Source organism: Burkholderia sp. NRF60-BP8, assembly GCF_001522585.2.
In the GTDB taxonomy this organism is placed as follows: Bacteria; Pseudomonadota; Gammaproteobacteria; order Burkholderiales; family Burkholderiaceae; genus Burkholderia.
The window spans coordinates 1,342,285-1,362,480 of the sequence record NZ_CP013372.1 but is presented as its reverse complement, the minus strand read 5'-3'; the positions used below and the strand labels follow the sequence as shown (position 1 = coordinate 1,362,480).

The 20,196-nt window shown below is 67.4% G+C and carries 20 protein-coding genes; 6 read left to right on the top strand and 14 right to left on the bottom strand.

Annotated elements, in window-relative coordinates; genetic code table 11:
• Window positions 1-49: 49 nt before the first annotated feature.
• The 7 genes from WS54_RS06250 to WS54_RS06220 all read right to left on the bottom strand — a co-directional run bounded on the left by WS54_RS06250 (window position 50) and on the right by WS54_RS06220 (window position 7,968).
• Window positions 50-454: a lysozyme inhibitor LprI family protein gene (locus WS54_RS06250; protein ID WP_059783543.1), complete on the bottom strand. Its 405-nt coding sequence runs from the start codon at window positions 452-454 to the stop codon at window positions 50-52.
• A gap of 219 nt (window positions 455-673) precedes the next feature.
• Window positions 674-1,351: a hypothetical protein gene (locus tag WS54_RS06245; RefSeq protein WP_159086635.1), complete on the bottom strand. Its 678-nt coding sequence runs from the start codon at window positions 1,349-1,351 to the stop codon at window positions 674-676.
• Window positions 1,352-1,596: 245 nt separating this feature from the next.
• Window positions 1,597-1,926 (bottom strand): DUF4148 domain-containing protein, encoded by a 330-nt coding sequence (locus tag WS54_RS06240; RefSeq protein ID WP_034204857.1) that lies wholly within the window; start codon window positions 1,924-1,926, stop codon window positions 1,597-1,599.
• A 205-nt stretch (window positions 1,927-2,131) separates the two neighbouring features.
• Window positions 2,132-4,711, bottom strand: a complete 2,580-nt coding sequence (locus WS54_RS06235; protein WP_059785018.1) for a penicillin-binding protein 1A — start codon at window positions 4,709-4,711, stop codon at window positions 2,132-2,134.
• A 196-nt stretch (window positions 4,712-4,907) separates the two neighbouring features.
• The gene (lhpH, locus tag WS54_RS06230; RefSeq protein ID WP_059783546.1) at window positions 4,908-5,915 is read right to left on the bottom strand and encodes a trans-3-hydroxy-L-proline dehydratase; all 1,008 of its coding nucleotides are present in this window, start codon (window positions 5,913-5,915) and stop codon (window positions 4,908-4,910) included.
• 69 nt (window positions 5,916-5,984) lie between these two features.
• Complete coding sequence (locus WS54_RS06225) at window positions 5,985-7,106, bottom strand: branched-chain amino acid ABC transporter substrate-binding protein (protein ID WP_034204860.1); 1,122 nt, start codon at window positions 7,104-7,106, stop codon at window positions 5,985-5,987.
• A 124-nt stretch (window positions 7,107-7,230) separates the two neighbouring features.
• Window positions 7,231-7,968, bottom strand: coding sequence for a FadR/GntR family transcriptional regulator (locus tag WS54_RS06220; RefSeq protein ID WP_034204861.1), 738 nt, complete (start codon window positions 7,966-7,968; stop codon window positions 7,231-7,233).
• A gap of 263 nt (window positions 7,969-8,231) precedes the next feature.
• Between WS54_RS06220 and lhpI the strand changes: the two genes are divergently transcribed.
• The 3 genes from lhpI (at window position 8,232) to WS54_RS06205 (ending at window position 10,527) form a co-directional block, all read left to right on the top strand.
• Entirely contained in the window at window positions 8,232-9,167 is a 936-nt protein-coding gene (gene lhpI, locus WS54_RS06215; RefSeq protein WP_059783548.1) for a bifunctional Delta(1)-pyrroline-2-carboxylate/Delta(1)-piperideine-2-carboxylate reductase, read from the top strand.
• Between the two features lie 159 nt (window positions 9,168-9,326).
• Window positions 9,327-9,731, top strand: coding sequence for a response regulator transcription factor (locus tag WS54_RS06210; RefSeq protein ID WP_059783550.1), 405 nt, complete (start codon window positions 9,327-9,329; stop codon window positions 9,729-9,731).
• A 16-nt stretch (window positions 9,732-9,747) separates the two neighbouring features.
• Entirely contained in the window at window positions 9,748-10,527 is a 780-nt protein-coding gene (locus WS54_RS06205) for a helix-turn-helix domain-containing protein (protein WP_034204864.1), read from the top strand.
• Between the two features lie 29 nt (window positions 10,528-10,556).
• On the opposite strand, the gene WS54_RS06200 is transcribed toward WS54_RS06205, so the two are convergent.
• The 6 genes from WS54_RS06200 to WS54_RS06175 form a co-directional block, all read right to left on the bottom strand.
• Window positions 10,557-10,907, bottom strand: coding sequence for a hypothetical protein (locus tag WS54_RS06200; protein ID WP_059783552.1), 351 nt, complete (start codon window positions 10,905-10,907; stop codon window positions 10,557-10,559).
• Between the two features lie 154 nt (window positions 10,908-11,061).
• Window positions 11,062-11,301 (bottom strand): hypothetical protein, encoded by a 240-nt coding sequence (locus WS54_RS06195; RefSeq protein ID WP_006479066.1) that lies wholly within the window; start codon window positions 11,299-11,301, stop codon window positions 11,062-11,064.
• A 16-nt stretch (window positions 11,302-11,317) separates the two neighbouring features.
• Window positions 11,318-11,608 (bottom strand): DUF1488 domain-containing protein, encoded by a 291-nt coding sequence (locus WS54_RS06190; RefSeq protein ID WP_034204866.1) that lies wholly within the window; start codon window positions 11,606-11,608, stop codon window positions 11,318-11,320.
• A 111-nt stretch (window positions 11,609-11,719) separates the two neighbouring features.
• On the bottom strand, window positions 11,720-12,118 hold the full coding sequence (locus WS54_RS06185) for a DUF488 domain-containing protein (RefSeq protein ID WP_034204867.1): 399 nt from the start codon (window positions 12,116-12,118) through the stop codon (window positions 11,720-11,722).
• 161 nt (window positions 12,119-12,279) lie between these two features.
• Window positions 12,280-13,482: an amino acid aminotransferase gene (locus WS54_RS06180; RefSeq protein WP_059783554.1), complete on the bottom strand. Its 1,203-nt coding sequence runs from the start codon at window positions 13,480-13,482 to the stop codon at window positions 12,280-12,282.
• 46 nt (window positions 13,483-13,528) lie between these two features.
• Window positions 13,529-14,914, bottom strand: coding sequence for an amino acid permease (locus tag WS54_RS06175; protein WP_034204869.1), 1,386 nt, complete (start codon window positions 14,912-14,914; stop codon window positions 13,529-13,531).
• Window positions 14,915-15,232: 318 nt separating this feature from the next.
• Here WS54_RS06175 and WS54_RS06170 point away from each other — a divergent pair, with 318 nt between their 5' ends.
• Window positions 15,233-15,706: an Lrp/AsnC family transcriptional regulator gene (locus tag WS54_RS06170; protein WP_006479071.1), complete on the top strand. Its 474-nt coding sequence runs from the start codon at window positions 15,233-15,235 to the stop codon at window positions 15,704-15,706.
• A gap of 27 nt (window positions 15,707-15,733) precedes the next feature.
• Here the strand turns inward: WS54_RS06170 and WS54_RS06165 are convergent, their stop codons facing one another.
• Window positions 15,734-16,591 (bottom strand): EamA family transporter, encoded by an 858-nt coding sequence (locus WS54_RS06165; RefSeq protein ID WP_059783556.1) that lies wholly within the window; start codon window positions 16,589-16,591, stop codon window positions 15,734-15,736.
• A 404-nt stretch (window positions 16,592-16,995) separates the two neighbouring features.
• Here WS54_RS06165 and WS54_RS06150 point away from each other — a divergent pair, with 404 nt between their 5' ends.
• Entirely contained in the window at window positions 16,996-18,669 is a 1,674-nt protein-coding gene (locus WS54_RS06150) for a phospholipase C (RefSeq protein WP_034204871.1), read from the top strand.
• 98 nt (window positions 18,670-18,767) lie between these two features.
• Window positions 18,768-20,189, top strand: a complete 1,422-nt coding sequence (locus WS54_RS06145; protein WP_059785021.1) for a cytochrome-c peroxidase — start codon at window positions 18,768-18,770, stop codon at window positions 20,187-20,189.
• Window positions 20,190-20,196 lie beyond the last annotated feature (7 nt).

Genomic DNA, 20,196 nt, shown 5'->3' with positions numbered 1-20,196 from the left:
CGACGTCCAGCCGGCGTCGTGCGGGCCCGCTCGGGCCCGCGCGTGATCGTTACTTCGCGGGCACCGGGCACGCGAGGTCGCCCTCCTCGCAGGACAGATAGCCCTTCAGCGTTTCGGTGCGCGCTTTCGTCAAATCGTCGAGACAGGTCGATACGACCATCGGATACGCACTGCCGCCCTCGGCATTCGCGCTCGAGAAATGGCATTCGGCATCGCGGTACGCGATCCACGCGCGCTGTGCATTCACGAGCTTGTCGGCAAGCGGCCGCGCATCGCGCAGGCGCGCGGTGACGGCCTGGTAAGTCCGGTTCAGTTCCCCGTCGGATTGCTTGTACGCGCGATCGGCACACGCCGTCATCACCGCCTGATCCGTCGCGTCCGCACAATTCGCCTGCGCATGGGCGACGCTCGTCACCAGCGCCAGCGAGCCCAGCAGACCGGTCAAGACACGCATGGATGCTCCTTGTTGTTCGTTGAAGTCGGGAACCCGGTGCCGTGCAGCGCCCCGTGTGGATGGGCCGCGCTACGCGCGGCGACGTCGACCGCGATGCTAGCGCACGCGCGGCGGATTGTCAGCGGGGTGCCGGGCTGCAGCCGGAGACTCGCTCGGGAACGATTGCGCATGCATCGCGATCACGGACTCGGGTGCTACGGGTGGTCGGGGCAAAAGGCGTCAGTAGCGGTAAGCGTAATCGGTGCCGACGGGTTCGGCCTTCAACGCCCGCGCGCGATCCGACAGACCGAGCAGTTTGAGGATTTTTCTGGTTCGCGACCCGTTGATCAATTCATCCCGGTAGGCCAGCAGTACCAGGAGAGCCACCAGCAGCACGGTTGCAACTAGCAGGATCGGCATCAACCCGAAAAACTCGCCCCAACCGGGCATCACGAATGCATAAAGTACCGTCTGGCAAAAAAACAAGAACAACGTCACCCCGAGGCAACCGTAGAGCATGGATTTAGTGAAAATGGGTTTGAGGCCATCGGGGCAAGGTGGCCTGAATACGATTAGTCGCGCCTTCGGATTATTAACGGCCACCAACAATCCGTTTTTGTCGAAAACCGCCTCGACATGTCCGCCATTCTCGAACGGGATACAGTCAAACCAGCCTTTGAGCGCGCGCCCGCTGATCTCTATCTCGACCCAATAGCCTTTTGCTGGATCAGGCCGACTTCTGTCCGAATCGTGCAGCGTTGCACTGCTTACCGCCATCCCGTCTTCGCCGATGGACGCGAGTAACAATGGCGCGAGATCCGTTGCGGTTTTCTCGAATTTGCGAAATTTCGAAGGCGAACACGGCTCTATCGAGCAGCGCATGTTTGATACCGTTCCGCTCGCCGAATACAAGCGCATCGCCTCTCCATTGATTAAGCCGTCTCATCGATTGCACGCGAATCTTACTCTAACGAACCCTTGGGAAGAGAGACCTCCCTGTGTCGGCGGATACCGGATTGCCCCGCCGACGATTTCGCCCGTCGTCTGTGCCGGATCGCTGAGCTTCGCATCATGAAAAAGCCCGCACTCGGAACCGAACCGAGTGCGGGCTTTCTCGATACGACGTCAGCCGCGGCCTTCGGGGCCGCGAAACGACGGCTGGCTTAGTGGCCGAAGTACACCGACGAGCGGTCGCTCACGGCCGGCACGACCGCGCGCTGGCCCGACTGCGACGTCGCGACCGGGTTCGAACCGTAGCCGGTTGCGTCGGCTTGCGCGCCGGCGTTCTGCGCGGCGGCGATCTTGGCCTGGGCGGCCTGGATGTTTTCCGGATAGTTCATCCAGTCGTTCGGGTTGTAGCCGGCCTTTTCGAGCTGGACCAGCTCGGCGCGCACTTGCGCGCGGGTCAGCGGCTGCTGGTTCGATTGGGCAAACGAGACGACCGGTGCGGCCACCAGGGCGGCCAGTGCAACTGCCTTGATCAGCGATTTCATGATGCGTTACCTCCGGGATTGTTTTGTCAGGCGCTTCCGACTCGATGTCGTTGCGCATGAGTAGAAGTCTAGGAGGCTCGACTATCAGGGTAAATACTTAAATCGCAAATTCACTGTTGACCGAAACCGTACAATCGAGCGGGAATAAGTCGTTTCGTCAGACGATTATCGCCGCCTGCACACCGAATGCCGCGACACGGCTTCACTACTGCGAAGCGTCGGTCGCATCGGGCGCGGCCGGCGCCGACGGAGCCGGCACGCCCGAAGGGGCGACGCCGATACCGGCGCTGCCTCCACTCGTCGCACTGGTGCCTGCCGGCGGCGGCGCAAGCTGCGGCTGCAGTTGCGAGGCGCCCGCCGACAGCGCGGCGGCCGACGCGGCCACTTCGGACGCCGGCACCCATTCCTCGACGATACCGCCGGATGCGGCATCCGGCGCCGATGCGGCGGATGCCGCCGACGCCGCCCCCTCGTCGGCGTCGGCCGGGCGCTCGATACGCTGCGTCCTGACCGGCGCGGGCGCCTTCTTCGGCTCGGGCGGGAACCACGTGTCGAACAGGTCGGTCGCGCGCTCGCGCAGCGACGCGAACCAGCCCGGCGACGGCTCGGTATCGAATTTCGCCTTCGTATCGACGATCCGGGCGCGCTGCGCGCGCTGGAAGAAATCGCCGACGATCGGCAGCGCGCTGTGCGCGCCCTGCCCCCAGTAGTCGCTGCGCAGCGTCACGCGGCCGTCGTCGAATCCGACCCACGCGCCGGCGACGAGGCCCGGCTGCATCAGGATGAACCAGCCGTCCGCGTTGTCCTGCGTCGTGCCGGTCTTGCCAGCCACGTCGCCGCGGATGCCGAAGCGCGTGCGGATGCTGCCGCCCGTGCCGCGCGTCACGACGTCGCGCATCACGTCGAGCAGCGTCTTGTCGGTTTCGGCATCGAGCGCGCGCTCGGGCGGCGCCGGTGCGTATTCGGCGAGCACGTCGCCCTGGCGATTCTCGATGCGCGTGACCATCTGCGGCTCGACGTACAGCCCGCCGTTCGCGATCGTCGCGTACGACGCGACCATTTCCTTCAGCGTGACCGGGCTCGTGCCGAGCGCGAGCGACGGCACGCGTTCGAGCGGGCTTTCGCGCACGCCCATGTCGCGCGCCAGCCGCGCGACGGCGGCCGGGCCGACCTTCTCCATCACCTGCGCGGTGATCCGGTTGCGCGACAGCGCGACCGCGTCGCGCAAGGTCATCGGCTTGCCAGACGGCGGCACGTCGTCGTTCGGCCGCCAGATCTCGCCGCCTTTCAACGGGATCTCGACCGGCTGGTCGATGAACGTGTCGTCCGGCTTCATCCCGCTCGCAAACGCGGCGCCATAGACGAACGGCTTGAACGTCGAGCCCGGCTGGCGCCGCGCCTGCGCGACGTGGTCGAACGGCTCGCGGGTGAAGTCGCGGCTGCCGACCCACGCGCGGATCTGCCCGTCGCGCGGATCGATCGCGAGGAAGCCGGCCTGCACGTCGGTCTTCGACTTGCACAGCGCACGCAGGAAGCCGCGGTCGGCCGCGAGCAGCTTCATCGCCGCCGCGTCGTCCTTGCCGGCGTCCTGCGCGGCCTTGTACTCGGGCGATTCGCGCATGAAGGTGCGGAACACCTCGTTGTCGGTGCCGCAGCCGTCGCGGCCGCTCCATGCATTGTTCGCGATGCCCTGCAGCTGATTGCCCTGCAGCGTGAGCGCCTGCGTCGCCATCTGCTGGAGGCGCGCGTCGATCGTCGTGCGCACGATCAGGCCGTCCGAGTAGATGTTGTAGTCGTTGCGGTCGGCCCACGCGATCAGCCATTTGCGCAACTGCTGCGCGAAATGCGGCGCCGGCCCGGGCGGCTCCTTCTGGCGTTCGAAGTCGATGCGCAGCGGCCGGCGCTGCAACTGCGCGAACTGCGCCGGCGACAGCTTGCCGTACTTCACCATCTGGCCGAGCACGGTGTTGCGCCGCTGCAGCGCACGCTCGGGGTTCAGCACCGGGTTGTAGTAGCTGTTGCCCTTCAGCATCCCGACGAGTGTCGCGCTGTCGAGCACGTCGAGTTCGTCGGCCGACTTGTCGAAATAGGTGCGCGCGGCCATCTCGACGCCATACGCGTTGTACAGGAACGGCACCGTGTTCAGGTAGGTCTCGAGGATCTGGTCCTTGCTGTAGACGGCCTCGATCTTCAGCGCGGTGATCGCCTCCTTCACCTTGCGCCTGAGCGTCGGCGCGCGGCCGATCTCGTCCGGATACAGGTTGCGCGCGAGCTGCTGCGTGATCGTCGAGCCGCCCTGGCGGTTGCCCGAGAACGTATGGAGCGCGGCCGACGCCGTGCGCTTCCAGTCGAGGCCGTGGTGCTCATAGAAGCGGTGATCCTCGGTCGCGATCAGCGCGTCGACCATGTGCGGCGAGATCTGCTTGAGCGGCACCCATTCCCGGTTCGACGGCTTGAATTCGGCCAGCAGCTTGCCGTCGGCCGACAGCACCTGCGCCGGCTGGTCGACGCGCGCCTTGCGGATGTCGCCGATGCCCGGCGTAAACGGAACGAGCACGATCACGTACGCCGCGAACAGCGCCGGCACGGCGGCGGCCGCGAGCAGCACGCCGCGGCGCGTCGGGTGGCGGACATGGTGCCACGCGGTGGCGGCGAGGGGCTTGACCCGCGCGACGGCGGCGGCCGCGACAGGTTGGGCGCGCGCGACCCATCTGGCACACAAGGCACGCACTGACGACACGTTTCGGCGATTCACGCGGGTGGAGCTCGGCTGAAAAGGCTGCATCGTACCAAACTCGCGCGGCCGCCCGACCTGCGGCGGCATCGGGCCGGCGCACATGGTGCCGCTTCGCGACGGCGCCGACGCAAAAAAGGCGCGCGCTCCGCGACCGGAACGACGCGCCAAACCTGGTACGACAACCTGAACGCCGCGCAACGAGGTCGCGATGAGGACGCGACGGCGGCGCGACCGGCGCTGCGGCTCAGCGCACGAGAAATCCGTACGTGAGCGGATCGCGCTCGTCGACGATCCAGTTCGCGAACCCGCAGATATGCGCGCTGCCTTCCACTTCCGGGATCACGGCCGGGATGTCGCCGACCGTCGTTTCGCGCAGCACGCGCCCCTTGAATACCGTTCCGACGATCGATTCGTTGACGAGCGTGTCGCCCGCCGCGAGCAGCCCGCGCTGGTAGAGTTGCGCGACGCGCCCGCCGGTGCCGGAACCGGTCGGCGAGCGGTCGACCTCGCGATCCGCGAACACGCAGCAGTTCGCCTGCGTCGAACCCGCATGGCGCGGCGCGTTCGCGATGATCGTGCCGTAAATGTGGTTGATTTCCGGGATCTCCGGATGCACGACCGGATACTTCACGTTCGCGGCCGCCTTCACTTCCGCGCCGAAGCGGATCAGTCTTTCGACGGCCGATTCGCGCACCGGCAGGTCGAACGGCGCGCCGTCGACATAGAAATAAAACGCGCCGCCATACGCGATGTCGCCGGTCACGGTGCCGAACGACGGCGTGTCGACCGACACGTCGCGCCGCCAGATGAACGACGGCACGTTGACGAAGCGCACGGGCCCGGCATGTTCGCCGTCCCATTTGACGAAAGCCTCGATGAAGCCGCACGGCGCGTCGATGCCGACCCGCGTCTCCGGCGCCGTGCGCTGCACCCAGCCGAGTTCGACCGCGGCCGTCGACAATGCGATCACGCCGTGGCCGCAATGGTCGCTGTAGCCTTCGTTGTGCACGAAGATCACGCCGAAATCCGCATTCGGCGACACGGGCTCGGTCAGGTAACCGCCGTACATGTCGGCATGGCCGCGCGGCTCGAACATCAGCGCGCGGCGGATCTCGTCGGCGTTCTCCTTGAGCCACGCGCGGCGCTGGACGATCGTGTCGCCGGGCAGCCGCGGCAGCCCGCTCGTGACGATGCGGAACGCCTCGCCGCCGGTGTGCACTTCGACGGTGGAAAGGGAGCGGGAAATTTTCATGGGTGGATCGAGTGCGTTGAAACGAAGGACGGCGGCGGGGCCGCCGTCCGGCGACGGGCGGTGCGGCGATTACTTCGCGTACGGTGCGGGCAGCCCGTTGCGGATCACGTAGACGGTGGTCGGCGCGCCTTTCAGGTCGCCGTTCGCGTCGAACGAATAGGTGCCCGCGACACCCGCGTAGTTCGACTTCGCGAGCTGCGCGATCAGCTTCGCCTTGTCGGTGGTCGTGCCGGCCTTGACCATCGCGTCGGCGAGCAGCTTCACGCCGTCGTAGTAATTGACGCCGTAGACCTGCGTATCCGTGTGATAGGCGTCGTGGTACTTCTTCAGGAATTCGCGGCCGGCCGGTGTCTTCTCGAGCGCGACACCGCCCTGCGCGCAATAGACGATCGATGCCGCCTCGCCCGCGACCTTGCCCATGTCGGCCGAGCAGATGCCGTCGCCGCCGAGCAGCTTCGCGCGCAAGCCCCGCTGCTTCATCTGCTTGGCCATCGGCGCGCCCTGCGCCGCATAGCCGCCGAGGAAGATCACGTCGGGGTTGGCGGCCTTGATCTTGGTGAGAATGCCGAGGAAATCGGTGGCCGACGAATTCGTGTATTCCTGGTCGACGATCTTGATGCCGTTCGCCTTCGCGACGTTCATGAACTGCTCGGCGACGCCCTGCCCGTACGCGGTGCGATCGTCGATCACGGCGGCGGTTTTCGCGTTCAGCGTCTTCGCGGCGAACGTGGCCATCGTGCCGCCGAGCTGCTCGTCGCTGGCGCCGATCCGGAAGATGTTCTTGAAGCCCTGCCGCGTGAGCGCCGGGTTCGACGCGACCGGCAGGATCGGCACGCCGGCGTTCGCATACACGCGCGAGGCCGGAATCGCGACGCCCGAGTTGTACGGCCCGAGCACCGCGACGACGCCCTTGTCGACGAGGTTCTGCGCGACCTGAACCCCGGCCTTGGGATCGGCCTGATCGTCGTCCGAAACCAGCTTGAACGTAACGGTCTTTCCGCCGACCTTCACGCCGGCCTTGTTGAGTTCGTCCACCGCAAGCCGCGCGCCGTTTTCGTTGTCCTTGCCGTTGGCGGCCTGCGGGCCCGTCAGCGGCGCCGAATGGCCGATCGTCACGACTTCCTGCGCGTGCGCGGAAGTCAGCGCGCCGACGGCAGCAGCCACCGAGAGCGCGGTCGTGAGGTGTCGCATGATGTCTCCTGATTGGTTTTGTGTGAAACCAATGTAGGACATGCGTGGTCACACCGCAAGCAATTTCAAAATAATTCCCGATGTTTTGGTCATATTGAAGACCAGATTGAACCGCGCGGACGTGCTACTTCGGCGCGATATCGCGCCGCACGCGGCGAATGTGCTGTTCGACATAGAATGCGGCCGCATCGGCGTCGCCGGACACGATCGCCTCGTAGATCAGCCGGTGTTCGGACACGTAGAGCCGGATCCGGCCCGCGTCGTAGATGCCGTCGTCCTTCAGCCGCTTCCACAGCGGCTGGTCCATCGTCTTCGCGACTTCGTCCGCGATCTTCACGATCAGCGCATCGCCGGTCATCAGCGCGAGCTGTCGATGAAACAGCCGGTCGCTCTCGTTCCACAGCGCGCGCTGGTGCGGATCGTCGACGTCGGTGATGGTTTCCATCTGCGCGAGATAGCGCTCGGCGCCGGGGTCGGCGCGGCCATGGGCGGCGGCGAGGCGCGCGATCGCGGGCTCCAGGATCAGCCGCACGTCGAGCGTCGACGTCGGGCTGAAGTCGGCCTCGGACGTTGTGTGCGCGTCGCCGCGCTGCGCGAGCACGTCGAGCGGCGCCGCGACGACGTAGGTGCCCGAATTGCGCTTCGTGAATACGAGCCCTTCGTTCTGCAGCGCACCGAGCGCTTCGCGCACGGCCGGCCGGCCGACCTGGAACAGCGCCGCGAGCTCGCGCTCGGACGGCAGCCGCGATTCCGCCGCGTAGCGTCCCGCGCGGATCTCGTCGCGGATCTTTTCGGCTACCTGCTCGTAGATCTGCAGCGGCCTGAAACCGCCTTCGAGTGAGTCGGGACGCGCGGACATCATCGTATGGCTCCTGCCCGTTCGGGGCGTGGATCTGGAATGGGTTCGCACTATACCGGAGCGGCGCGGCCAGTGCGGCAGCGGCGAGCCTTCTGGCCGGATATTAGAACCAAAATCCACGACGCGCTTTATTTTCTGGGTTGCCGGCGCGCCAGCAAGTGGTATAGATTCGATCCACACTGCCCGGTGTCGCGGTATCCGGCAGACCCGTGGCGGGCGCGGCATGCGTCCGCCGTTCACGCTTACCGACGCCCACGACGTACACGATGACCGCCTCTTCCCCGATTCCCGTTTTCGACGCAGCCGACACGGCCGCCCTGCTCGACTACCCGGCGCTGCTCGCCACGCTCAGGCAAGCGGTCGTCGAATATGCGGCGGGCGACATCGTCAGCCCCGAACGCCTCGTCGTGCCGCTGCAAGGCGGCGGCGTGATGCTGTCGATGCCGTCGAGCGCCCACGACCTGGCGAGCCACAAACTCGTGAACGTGTGTCCCGGCAACGGCGCACGCGGGCTGCCGACGATCCTCGGCCAGGTCACCGCGTACGACGCCGCCACCGGCGCAATGCGCTTCGCGCTCGACGGCCCGACCGTCACCGGCCGCCGCACGGCGGCGATCACCGCGCTCGGCATCCAGGCGCTGCATGGCGCCGCGCCCCAAGACATCCTGCTGATCGGCACCGGCAAGCAGGCGGCCAATCACGCGGAAGCGCTCGCGGCGATCTTTCCGGAAGCGCGCCTTCGCGTGCGCGGCACGACGGCGGACAGCGCGGCCGCCTTCTGCGCCGCTCACCGCACGCATGCGCCGCGACTCGCGCCGCTCGACGGCGACGCGGTTCCCGATGCGATCGACGTGGTCGTCACGCTGACGACGAGCCGCACGCCCGTCTACCGCGAAGCCGCGCGCGAAGGTCGGCTCGTGGTCGGCGTCGGCGCGTTCACCGCGGATGCCGCCGAGATCGACGCGAGCACGGTGCATGGCAGCCGGCTCGTCGTCGACGATCCGGCCGGCGCGCGCCACGAAGCCGGCGATCTGATCGTTGCGCAGGTCGACTGGCGGCACGTCGCGTCGCTCGCCGACGTGCTGAACGGCACGTTCGCCGGCGGCGGCCCGCTGCTGTTCAAGAGCGTCGGCTGCGCCGCGTGGGACCTGGCCGCGTGCCGCACCGCGCGCGACGCGCTGGCCGCGCGCCGCGCCGGCTGACCCGGACGCGCGATCGTTCGCGCGGCATCGCGTCGCCGGGCCACGCCGGCGGTTTCCCGTACGCGGTGTAGGAAACGCCCTACACCGTGTCGAAGCGGCCTACACGAAGTTCCAATTCGGCCGATTCCAATTTCGGCGGCGCAACACGATACTGCCGGCATGAATGCCAGCCTGTCACCCGCCGCGCTCAGGGTGTTCCTCGTCGATCACGCCGTCGCCGTCCGCCAGCGGATCGCGCTGCTCGTCGGCGCGATCCGCGGCGTCGTCGTCGTGGGCGAAGCGGAAGACGGCCACGACGCGTGGACGCATATCCGCAGCAGTCGCGCGGACGTGGTGATCGTCGACGTGCGGCTCGCGGACGGCAGCGGCCTCGACCTGATCGGGATGCTGTCGAAGGCCGCGCCGCGCATCGTCACGATCGTGCTGACGAATCACTCGGCGCCGGCATTCAGGGAGGCATGCGCGACGGCGGGAGCCGACTATTTCTTCGACAAGACCGTCGAATTCGACGCCGCGTGCCGTGTCATCGAATCCTTGGTGCGCGCTCGCGTGCACCGCCCCTGACGAGCCGGAGCGACTCATGTCCACCGCCACCGCCTGCGCCGCCGACGTGTCCGTCGTATCCCGGCCCCCGATTGCCCTGCGCCCGGCCGCGCGCGCCGACGCCGTCAAGCATCCGGCCGCCCGCTGCTCGGCCTGCGCGATGCGCTCGATGTGCCTGCCGCCGCACCTGACGGCCGCCGAATACGGCCGCCTCGACGCGATCATCTGCACGACGCGACAGATTCGCCAGGGCGACGCGCTGTTTCGCACCGACGATCCGTTCCAGAGCATCTATGCGGTGCGCGCGGGTTCGTTCAAGACGGTGATGATGCATCGCGACGGCCGCGAGCACGTGACGGGCTTCCAGATCGCCGGCGAAACGCTCGGGATGGACGGCATCGGCGGCGGCCAGCACTGCTGCGACGCGATCGCGCTGGAAGACAGCGTGGTGTGCATCATCCCGTTCGGCGCGCTCGAAGCCGCGTGCCGCGAAATGAAGCCGATGCAGCACTTCCTCTACCAGATGCTGAGCAGCGAAATCGTGCGCGAATCGAGCCAGATGCTGCTGCTCGGCACGATGTCGGCCGAGCAGCGCGTCGCGCATTTCCTGCTGAACCTGTCGTCGCGGTTCGAGGCGCGCGGCTATTCGGCGACGGAATTCAACCTGCGGATGACGCGCGAGGAAATCGGCTGCTATCTCGGGATGAAGCTCGAAACCGTCAGCCGGATGTTCTCGCGGTTCCATCGCGAAGCGCTCGTCGAAACGCGCGGCAAGCGCGTGCGCATCATCGACGCGCAAGCGCTCGCGCAGGTCTGACGTACGGGGGCACGACGGCCGGCGCGGCATTACCGGATCGCGTCGCCCGCCGCCGCGTCGCGCAGCGCCGCCGTTGCGGCGCCCGCCTGCCACGCGATCAGCGCCTGTTCGGCCTGCGCGAACGCGCGGCGCAGCGCATCGTCCACGTCGGCGCCGACGCACGGCGGCAGCGATCGGCGCACCGCGCCGTGCATCGTCAGGTCGAGCCGCACGTCGTACAGGCACGCCCCATCGGCCGCCATGCGCGATTCGATCGCGAGTTGGCAGCCGTCGATCCACGCGCGAAACCGTTCGAGCCGCACGAGTTGCGCGCCGGCTTCGGCCTCGAGCGCTGCCGAACCCGTGAATCCGAGGCAGGCGATCTGCATGCCCACGCCCATGTCGTCTCTCCTGACGGGGCCGCCCGCTCGTCGACCGCCTTGCATGTGCCGGCCGCCTCGCGATGCGGCGGCACGGGTGTTTCCCGCGGCGCGGCGCGCATGTTTCGATCGCGGCCGGCCGGTCGTCTGCCCGCGCTTCGCCGCGCGGACCTGTTCATACGTTGAAGGTCTGCGACGCCTTCATCTCGATCCATGTCATGCCGGCCCGCAACCCTTCGATCATCGCCTCGCGCTCGGTCGGATACGCGTGGCTGTGCTCGAACGTATGATGAAACCGCGCGGCGCCGGCGCCGTGCTCGACCGACACGCGGCAGCGGAACTCGCCCGATTCGCACGGGCGCGTCTCCACTTCGACCGACCAGTCGCGTTCGTGAATGTTGCCCTGCAGTGTCATGCGCCCTCCTGCGGTATCAGCCTTCGAGCCGGAAGTGCCCGCTGTGCAGCAGCACCGGCCGGCCGCCGATTTCCTCCAGCATTCGTCGTGCCATGGCCTCGATGGCCGGCCGGTGCGCGTCGAATGCGCTCAGCAGATCGCGTTCGAGCAGCGAGCGCGCGCCGAAATGGTCTTCCAGCGCCTCGGCGGTGACCGCGCACTGGACGCACCGCCCGTCGACCAGCGCGGAAAACGCGACGACCAGGTCGCGCGCGCAGTATTCCGGCGGCTCGGGTGGGAAAGTGATGTGCATCTGTCGGCCTGTCATCGTCGCGATGGCTCCATGACGAGAGCATAGTGGTGCGCGCGACCGCGCGCTTGACCCACGTCAACCGGTTCGCTGCACCGCACGATCGCGGTGCGGCCGCCCGACGCCGCTTCAGCCCGCGTCGGGCTCGATCGCCGCGCCGCGCTCCGCGAGCAGCTCGCGCAGCACGCTGCGGTGGCAATGGCGCTCGTCGTCGCAGTAGCAGCCGATCGAGAACGCGGTGGTCGCCGACAGCGCGGCCAGCAGGTCCAGCACCTTCGCCGGATCGCCGTGCGCCATCTCCGCGCGGAAGTGGCGCTTGAACGCCTTCCATTCGGCGTCGGTTTCGGCGGCCTGCGCCAGCGCGACGAGCTCGGGGCTCGGCGACAGCGTCGGCAACCATACATCATAGTAGTTGCGCGACGCGAATTCCGCTTTCGGTACGCCGCGCGGCGGCCGCCGCACCGTGCCGATCCGCAGGCCTTCGCCGGCCGCGCGCGGCGTGCCGAGCTGGATGATCCGGATGCCCATGTCGCTCCTCTGTCGTGCATGCGTTCCCGTGATCGTACCGCCGCGCCTGCGCGTACGTCAGCCGGGCACCGCACATGACGGCTGCCCAACAAAAAACCGGCTGCTCCCGCGACGGGATACAGCCGGTTCCGCATCGTGCGCGGCGCGCCGCCGCGCCGCGTTCAGACGCCGCTCTTCAGCACCTGGCCGATCGCGTCCGCGACGATGCCGACGTTCGAGTCGTTCAGGCCCGCGACGCACATCCGGCCCGAGCGCAGGATGTACACGCCGTGCACCTCGCGCAGCGCATCGACCTGCGATTCGGTCAGGCCCGTGTACGTGAACATCCCGCGCTGCTTCACGTAGCGTGTGAGCGCTTCGCCGCTCACGTGGTCGCGCAGGCCGTCGTGGATCGACTGGCGCATCCGCGCGATGCGGCGGCACATCGCCGACAGTTCCTCTTCCCACTGCTTGCGCAGCGCCGGCGTGCCGAGGACGGCCGCGACGACCTTCGCGCCGTAGGTTTGCGGGTTGCTGTAGTTCGAGCGCACGGCGCCGGCCAGTTGGCCGAGCACGCGGTCGGCCGCGGCCGCGTCTTCGCAGACGACGCTCAGGCCGCCCACGCGCTCGCCGTACAGCGAGAAGTTCTTCGAGAACGAGTTCGCGACGAGCGTCGGCACGCCGCGGCGGGCCAGCTCGCGCACCGCGAACGCGTCCGCGTCGAGGCCCGCGCCGAAGCCCTGGTACGCCATGTCGACGAACGGCAGCAGCCCGCGCGCCTCGATCACGTCGATCAGCTTCTCCCACTGGCCTTCGTCGAGATCGACGCCGGTCGGGTTGTGGCAGCACGCGTGCAACAGCACGATGCTGCGCGCCGGCAGCGCGTCGATCGCCGCGAGCATCGCGTCGAACTTCAGGCCGCCCGTCGCCTCGTCGTAGTACGGGTACGTGTTCACCGTAAAGCCGGCGCGCTCGAAGATGAAACGATGGTTTTCCCAGCTCGGGTCGCTGAGCCACACCTGCGAATCCGGGAAATAGCGCTTCAGGAAATCGGCGCCGACCTTCAGCGCGCCCGAGCCGCCGAGCGTCTGCAGCGTCGCGATGCGGCCGGCCGCGCGGGCCGGGTGATCGGCGCCGAACACCAGCGATTGCACGGCGTCGCGGTACGCGGCCAGGCCGACCATCGGCAGGTACGGCTTCGGGCCGCTGTCGCGCTGCAGCGCGGTTTCGGCTTCGCGCACGGCGCCCATCACCGGAATCCGGCCTTCGGCGTCGAAATAGATGCCGATGCTCAGGTTGACCTTCCGATCGCGCGGATCTTTCTGGAAGTTCTCGTTGAGCGTCAGGATCGGGTCGCCCGGGTACGCGTCGATGTGTTCGAACATGGCTTGAGTCGTTCTCGTTTGGAAGAAGGGTCGGTCGTGGCCTGCGTCAGCGGGCGGAAACGCCGTCGTGCACCGCAAAGCCCGCATTCTTCTGACGGAAGCGATACCCGATCGCGAGCACCGCGAGCCATACCGGGATCAGGTACACCGACAGGCGGAGATCCGGCGTCAGGTACATCACGACGAGAATGCCGGCCATGAATGCCAGGCACAGGTAATTCGTGAAAGGATAGCCCAGACTGCGGAAGGAAGTCTTCTCCCCGGCAGCCTGCTTGGCCTGGCGGAACTTCAGGTGGATCAGGCTGATCATCGCCCAGTTGATGATCAGCGCCGACACGACGAGGCCCATCAGCACCTCGAACGCCTTGCCCGGCATGAAGTAGTTGACCAGCACGCACACGCCGGTCGCGAGCGCCGATGCGCCGAGCGCCGCGAGCGGGATGCCGCGCTTGTTCACCGAGCACAGGACCTTCGGCGCGTTGCCCTGCTGCGCGAGGCCGAACAGCATCCGGCTATTGCAGTACACGCCGCTGTTGTAGACCGACAGCGCGGCCGTCAGCACGACGACGTTCAGCACGTTCGCGACCAGGTTGCTGCTCAGTGCATGGAAAATCAGCACGAACGGGCTGCCGCCGCTGACGACCTTCTCCCACGGATACAGCGACAGCAGCACGGCCAGTGCGCCGATGTAGAAAATCAGGATACGGTAGATGACCTGGTTGGTCGCGCGCGGGATGCTGCGCTTCGGATCGTCGGCCTCGGCCGCGGTGATGCCGACCAGCTCGAGCCCGCCGAACGAGAACATGATCGCGGCCATCGACATCACGAGGCCCGACACGCCGTTCGGGAAGAAGCCGCCGTGCTGCCACAGGTTCCGCACGGTCGCTTCCGGCCCCGCGTGACCGCTCGCGAGCAGCCAGCCGCCGAAGCCGATCATCCCGACGATCGCGGCAACCTTGACGATCGAGAACCAGAATTCCGTCTCGCCGTACGACTTCACGCTGGTCAGGTTGATCAGGTTGATCGCGACGAAGAACACGAGCGCCGACACCCAGGTCGGCACGCCCGGCCACCAGTACTGCACGTAGATCCCGACGGCGGACAGTTCGGCCATGCTGACGAGGATGTACAGCACCCAGTAATTCCAGCCGGACAGGAAGCCGGTGAAGTGGCCGAAGTACTTGTTCGCGAAATAGCTGAACGACCCCGCGACGGGCTCGTCGACCACCATCTCGCCGAGCTGGCGCATGATGAAGAACGCAACGATGCCGGCCACCGCATAGCCGAGCAGCACGGACGGGCCGGCCATCTTGATCGTCTGCGCGATGCCGAGGAACAGCCCCGTGCCGAGCGCGCCGCCGAGCGCAATCAGCTGGATGTGTCGGTTCTTCAGCCCGCGCTTCAGGCCGTCGCTCTCGTTTCCAGAAACCATGTCTTCTCCACTCTGTCCGCCTCCGCCTGACGCGGTGCGGCGCGCCTCGGTGTGCCGGGCGCTGTTTTGCTGTGCCGGCGGCCGTTCGTGGAGCCGCCGAGTTGGGGGACTGCAATTCTCGCGCGGGGCGTCCGATTCGCGTCGGCGGGCGGCCAGATCGACCGCCGACTCGTTGCCCACGCCGCATTGCTGCGGCCGCACACGAAAATCCGGCGTCAGTTTAGCGTTGCGACGGCGAAATCGGGTTGCGTAACCCGCTCATGCAAACCCTACATTATGAGATAAGATTGCATCCAGGAGACAGATGAGGAAACAAAAATGCCTGAACCGGTCCTCGATCGCATCGATCGCCATTTGCTGTCGGTGTTGCAGGAGAACGGCCGCGCGTCGAACCTCGACCTGGCGAAGGCGGTCGGCCTGTCGCCCGCGCAGACCTTGCGGCGCCACCGGCGGCTGGAGGAGATCGGCGCGATCCGCCGTTACGAAACGCGGCTGTGCCCCGATACGCTCGGCTTCGGCGTCACCGCGTTCGTGCACGTGACGATGGAGCGTGGGCATATCCGCGATTTGTCGAAGTTCCAGAAACTCGTGTCGGATCTCGCGCAGATTCAGGAATGCTTCTCGGTGACGGGCGACATCGACTACGTGCTGAAAGTCGTCGCGCACGATCTGAAAGGGCTGTCGACGTTCCTGCTCGAAACGCTGATGCGCATTCCCGGCGTGAGCGGCGTGCATTCGAGCGTATGCCTCGACGAGATCAAGTGCACGAGCGCGATGCCGGTGGAAAGCTGACGCGCCCGGCGCGCAGGGCCGATGCGTTCAGCTCGCCGCCTCGAACGCACCGATCAACAACGCTCCCGCTGCAATCACCGCGCAACCGGCGGCCCGGCGCGGCGTCAGCCGCTCGCCGAGGTAGATGCGCGCAATCAGCGCCGCGAAGACCACGCTCGTCTCCCGCAGCGCCGACACCGGCCCCATCGGCGCGCGATCCATCGCCCAGATCACGATGCCATAGGCGAGCGCCGCGAACACGCCGCCGCACGCGGCCTTCGCCGTCTCGCCGACCGCCTGCGTCATCCGCAGCGGTCCCGCCCGCAGCCGGTAGTACGCGGCCATCAGCGCGCCCGTCAGCACGAACATCCACGCGGTATAGCCGACCGTGCTGCCGCTCTCCCGCACCCCGACCCCGTCGACCACGCTGTACGCCGCGATCGACACGCCGGTCGCGAACGCGGTCGGCAGCACCTGCGTCATCCGGTGTTTCGCGCCGCGCCGGCGTTCCAGCCCGATCGCCATGATGCCCGCGCAGATCAGCACGAGCCCGCATTGCGCACCGACGTTCAGGCGCTCGCCCGCGAACGCCGCCGCGCCGAGCGTGACGAGCAGCGGCGCCGTGCCGCGCGCGACCGGATATGCGACGCTCAGGTCGCCGTGTTCGTACGCGCGGACGAGCAGCAGCGTATAGACGACGTGGATCACGGCCGACGCGACGACGCACAGCCAGCTCGCCGGCGCGATCGGTGCGGCAGCCGGCAGGAACAGCAGCGCGAACAGCCCGATCGCGATCTGCAGCACCGTAGCCGAACGCAGCCGGTCGCCGCTGCTGCGCACCAGCGCATTCCATGACGCGTGCAGGAACGCCGCGCACAGAACGGCGAACAGAACGGGAATCGGCACGCTGAAAACCTCCGCTGGCGGGTCAAGCTGCGCGATACCGCGCGGCAGGCGTTCATCGTATGAATGCGTCACCGGATTGTCAAAAAGGCGACCAACGGCCAGCCGTAAAAGATTCGGCCGCCTCCTTCGGTCGCCCGCCCCGCGCCGCGTGCGCCGAACGCGGCCTGCACGCTGCCCCATGTGACACGGAGGTCGCAGGCGGTCCACCCCTTTCCGTTCTCTTTCGCCCCGCGCCGCGGCGTAATGGAATCGATACCACGGCGCAACCGTCGCGAAAACACTCCGTCCCCATATCTTCATACGCAACTGGTCCAATGCGCGTGCTCCCTCACGAGCTTCGCGCCGAACCGACACGGCGACGGGGCCGTTCTCCACCATCGAAGACCTTACCCTGGAGTTTCCCGATGTTCCGTCAAGCCTTGCTCGTCACTGCCTGCGCAGCCGCAGCGCTGGCGCTGTTCGCCTGCGGCGGCAGCGACGATTCCACGCCGGCGCCCGCCGTGTCGTCGCAGGATGCGCTGCAGACCGCCACGCCGATCAAGCACGTCGTCGTGATCTACGGCGAAAACATCTCGTTCGACCACTACTTCGGCACCTATCCGAACGCGACGAACCCGTCGGGCGAACCGGCGTTCACCGCGAAACCCGGCACGCCGACGCCGAACGGCCTGACGGGCACGCTGCTCACCGCGAACCCGAACTTCACGAACACGGCCAACGGCACCGACGCGGCGAACCCGTTCCGCCTCGACCGCACGCAGGCCGCGACGGCCGACCAGAACCACGCCTACACCGCCGAGCAGCAGGCCGAGGACAACGGCCTCGCGGACCTGTTCCCGAAGTACACGGGCAAGGGCTCGTCCGGCGGCGCCGGCGCGTTCGGCACGAAGGGCCAGGTGATGGGCTACTTCGACGGCAACACGGTGACCGCGCTGTGGAACTACGCGCAGCGCTTCGCGATGAGCGACAACACGTACACGACGGTCTACGGCCCGTCGACGCCGGGCGCACTGAACGTCGTGGCGGGGCAGACCAACGGGATGCAGATCGTCAAGACGTCGAAGCAGCCGTCGACGCTCGCCGCCAGCTCGTACTACATCAACGACGGCCAGGGCGGCTTCACCATGATCAACGACGTCGATCCGGGTTTCGACGTGTGCTCGAGCACGACCGACCAGGCGATGATGTCCGGCAAGAACATCGGCGACCTGCTGAACGCCGCGAAGATCACGTGGGGCGGCTTCATGGGCGGCTTCAACCTGTCGACGACGAACGGCAACGGCACGACGGGCTGCGCACGCAGCACGGTCGCCACCGCCGTGAACGCCGCGACCGCCGACTACATCCCGCACCACAACTGGTTCCAGTACTACGCGTCGACCGCGAACCCGCAACACACGCGCCCGAGCTCGATCGCGGCGATCGGTTCGAGCGTCGAGGCCGACGGCAAGACCGCCGAACCGGCGAACCACCAGTACGACACGGACGACTTCTTCGCCGCCGTGAAGGCCGGCAACTTCCCGTCGGTCAGCTACCTGAAGGCGCCGGCCGCACAGGACGGGCATGCCGGCTATTCGGATCCGCTCGACGAGCAGGCGTTCGTGACGAAGGTCGTCAACTTCCTGCAGCAGCAACCGGACTGGCAGAACACGGCCGTGATCGTCACCTATGACGATTCGGACGGCTGGTACGACCACGTGTACACGTCGCCGACGCACGCGTCGTCGGACCCGGTCGATCAGCTCAACGGCGCCGGCAAGTGCGGCACGGGCGGCACCACCGGCGTGAACGGCGCGACCGTGAACGGCCGCTGCGGCCCGGGCGTGCGCATTCCGCTGGTCGTGATCTCGCCGTATGCGAAGCAGAACTACGTCGATCACACGATGCTCGACCAGTCGTCCGTCGTGCGCTTCATCGAGGACAACTGGCTCGGCGGCCAGCGTATCGGCGGCGGCTCGTTCGATGCGACGGCGGGCGACCTGCGCAACCTGTTCGACTTCACGTCGAAGCCGAACACGACGCCGCTCTATCTCGACCCGACGCTCGGCACCGTATTGAGCGCCGCCCCGTCGATCTGACCGTCGCGGCCTGACCGCATGGCCGGCGCATGGAGATGCGCCGGCCGTTTCCATTTCAACGCGCCGCTTTGCGCGACACCCGTTTTTCGACCGACAGCATGACAGCTCGCCCCGCGTTTCCGTCTCCCGATGCCGCCGGCACGCCCGCGCCGCGTGCCCCTTCCCGCCTGCTGCGCCGCACGGCATTCGTGCTCGGCGCGGCCGCGATCGGCTATGGCGCGTTCGCTATCGCGTTTCCCGCGCGGGTACCCGCGGCGATCGGCACCGTGGTCGCCGACTGGACCGGCGCGAACCCGCATCCGGTCGTGCTGCAACGGCCCGCCGCGCAGCCGCTGTCGGCGGTCGCGCAGCTCGGGCGCGCGCTGTTCCACGATCCGTCGCTGTCGGCGTCGGGCAAGCAGTCGTGCGCGTCGTGCCACAGCCCCGATCATGCGTACGGCCCGCCGAATGCGCTCGACGTGCAGCCGGGCGGCCTCGCGATGACGCAGCAGGGCTATCGTCCGCCGCCGTCGTTGATGTATCTGTACCGCCAGCCGAATTTCAGCATCGGCCCCGATGCCGGAGAAAACGACGCCGCGCCGAGCGTCGCGCAGCAGGCCACGGCGGCGGCCGGCGTCGTCAAGGCGCAGAAGGTGGCCGGCACGTCGGCCGCGCCGCAGCTCGTGCCGCAGGGCGGGATGTTCTGGGACGGCCGCGCCGACACGCTGCAGCAACAGGCGTTCGGCCCGCTGCTGAATCCGGTCGAGATGGCGAACGCGAGCGTCGACGACGTCGCGCACAAGCTCGCGCAGTCGTCGCATCGCGCGCAACTGGAACAATTGTTCGGCGCACGCGTATTCGACAGCCCGCAGCTCGCGGTGTCGGAGGCGATGTTCGCGATCGCGCGCTACCAGGTCGAGGATCCGTCCTTCCATCCGTACGACAGCAAGTACGACCGCTGGCTCGAAGGCCGTGCGCGCCTCACGCAGGCCGAACTGCGCGGGCTGCGCCTGTTCAACGATCCGGACAAGGCGAATTGCGCGGGCTGCCACTTGTCGAAACCCGGCAAGGACGGGCTGCCGCCGATGTTCACCGACTACCAGTACGAGGCCCTCGGCGCGCCGCGCAACCGCGCGCTCGCGCAGAACCGCAATCCCGCGTTCTACGATCTCGGCGTGTGCGGGCCGTTCCGCGACGACCTGAAGGACCAGACGCAGTACTGCGGAATGTTCCTGACGCCGACGCTGCGCAATTCGGCGACGCGCCACGTGTTCTTCCACAACGGCGTGTTCCACACGCTCGACCAGGTGATGGCGTTCTACAACGAGCGCAGCATCTCGCCGCAGAAGTTCTATTCGCGCGGCGCGGACGGCAAGGTCGACGAATACGACGACATTCCGCCGAAATATCGCGCGAACGTCGACGTGACCGATGCGCCGTTCGATCGCAAGCCCGGCGACAAGCCCGCGATGACGGCTCAGGACATCAAGGACATCGAAGCGTTTCTCGGCACGCTGACGGACGCGCCAGCGCAGCACTGAGCGCCTG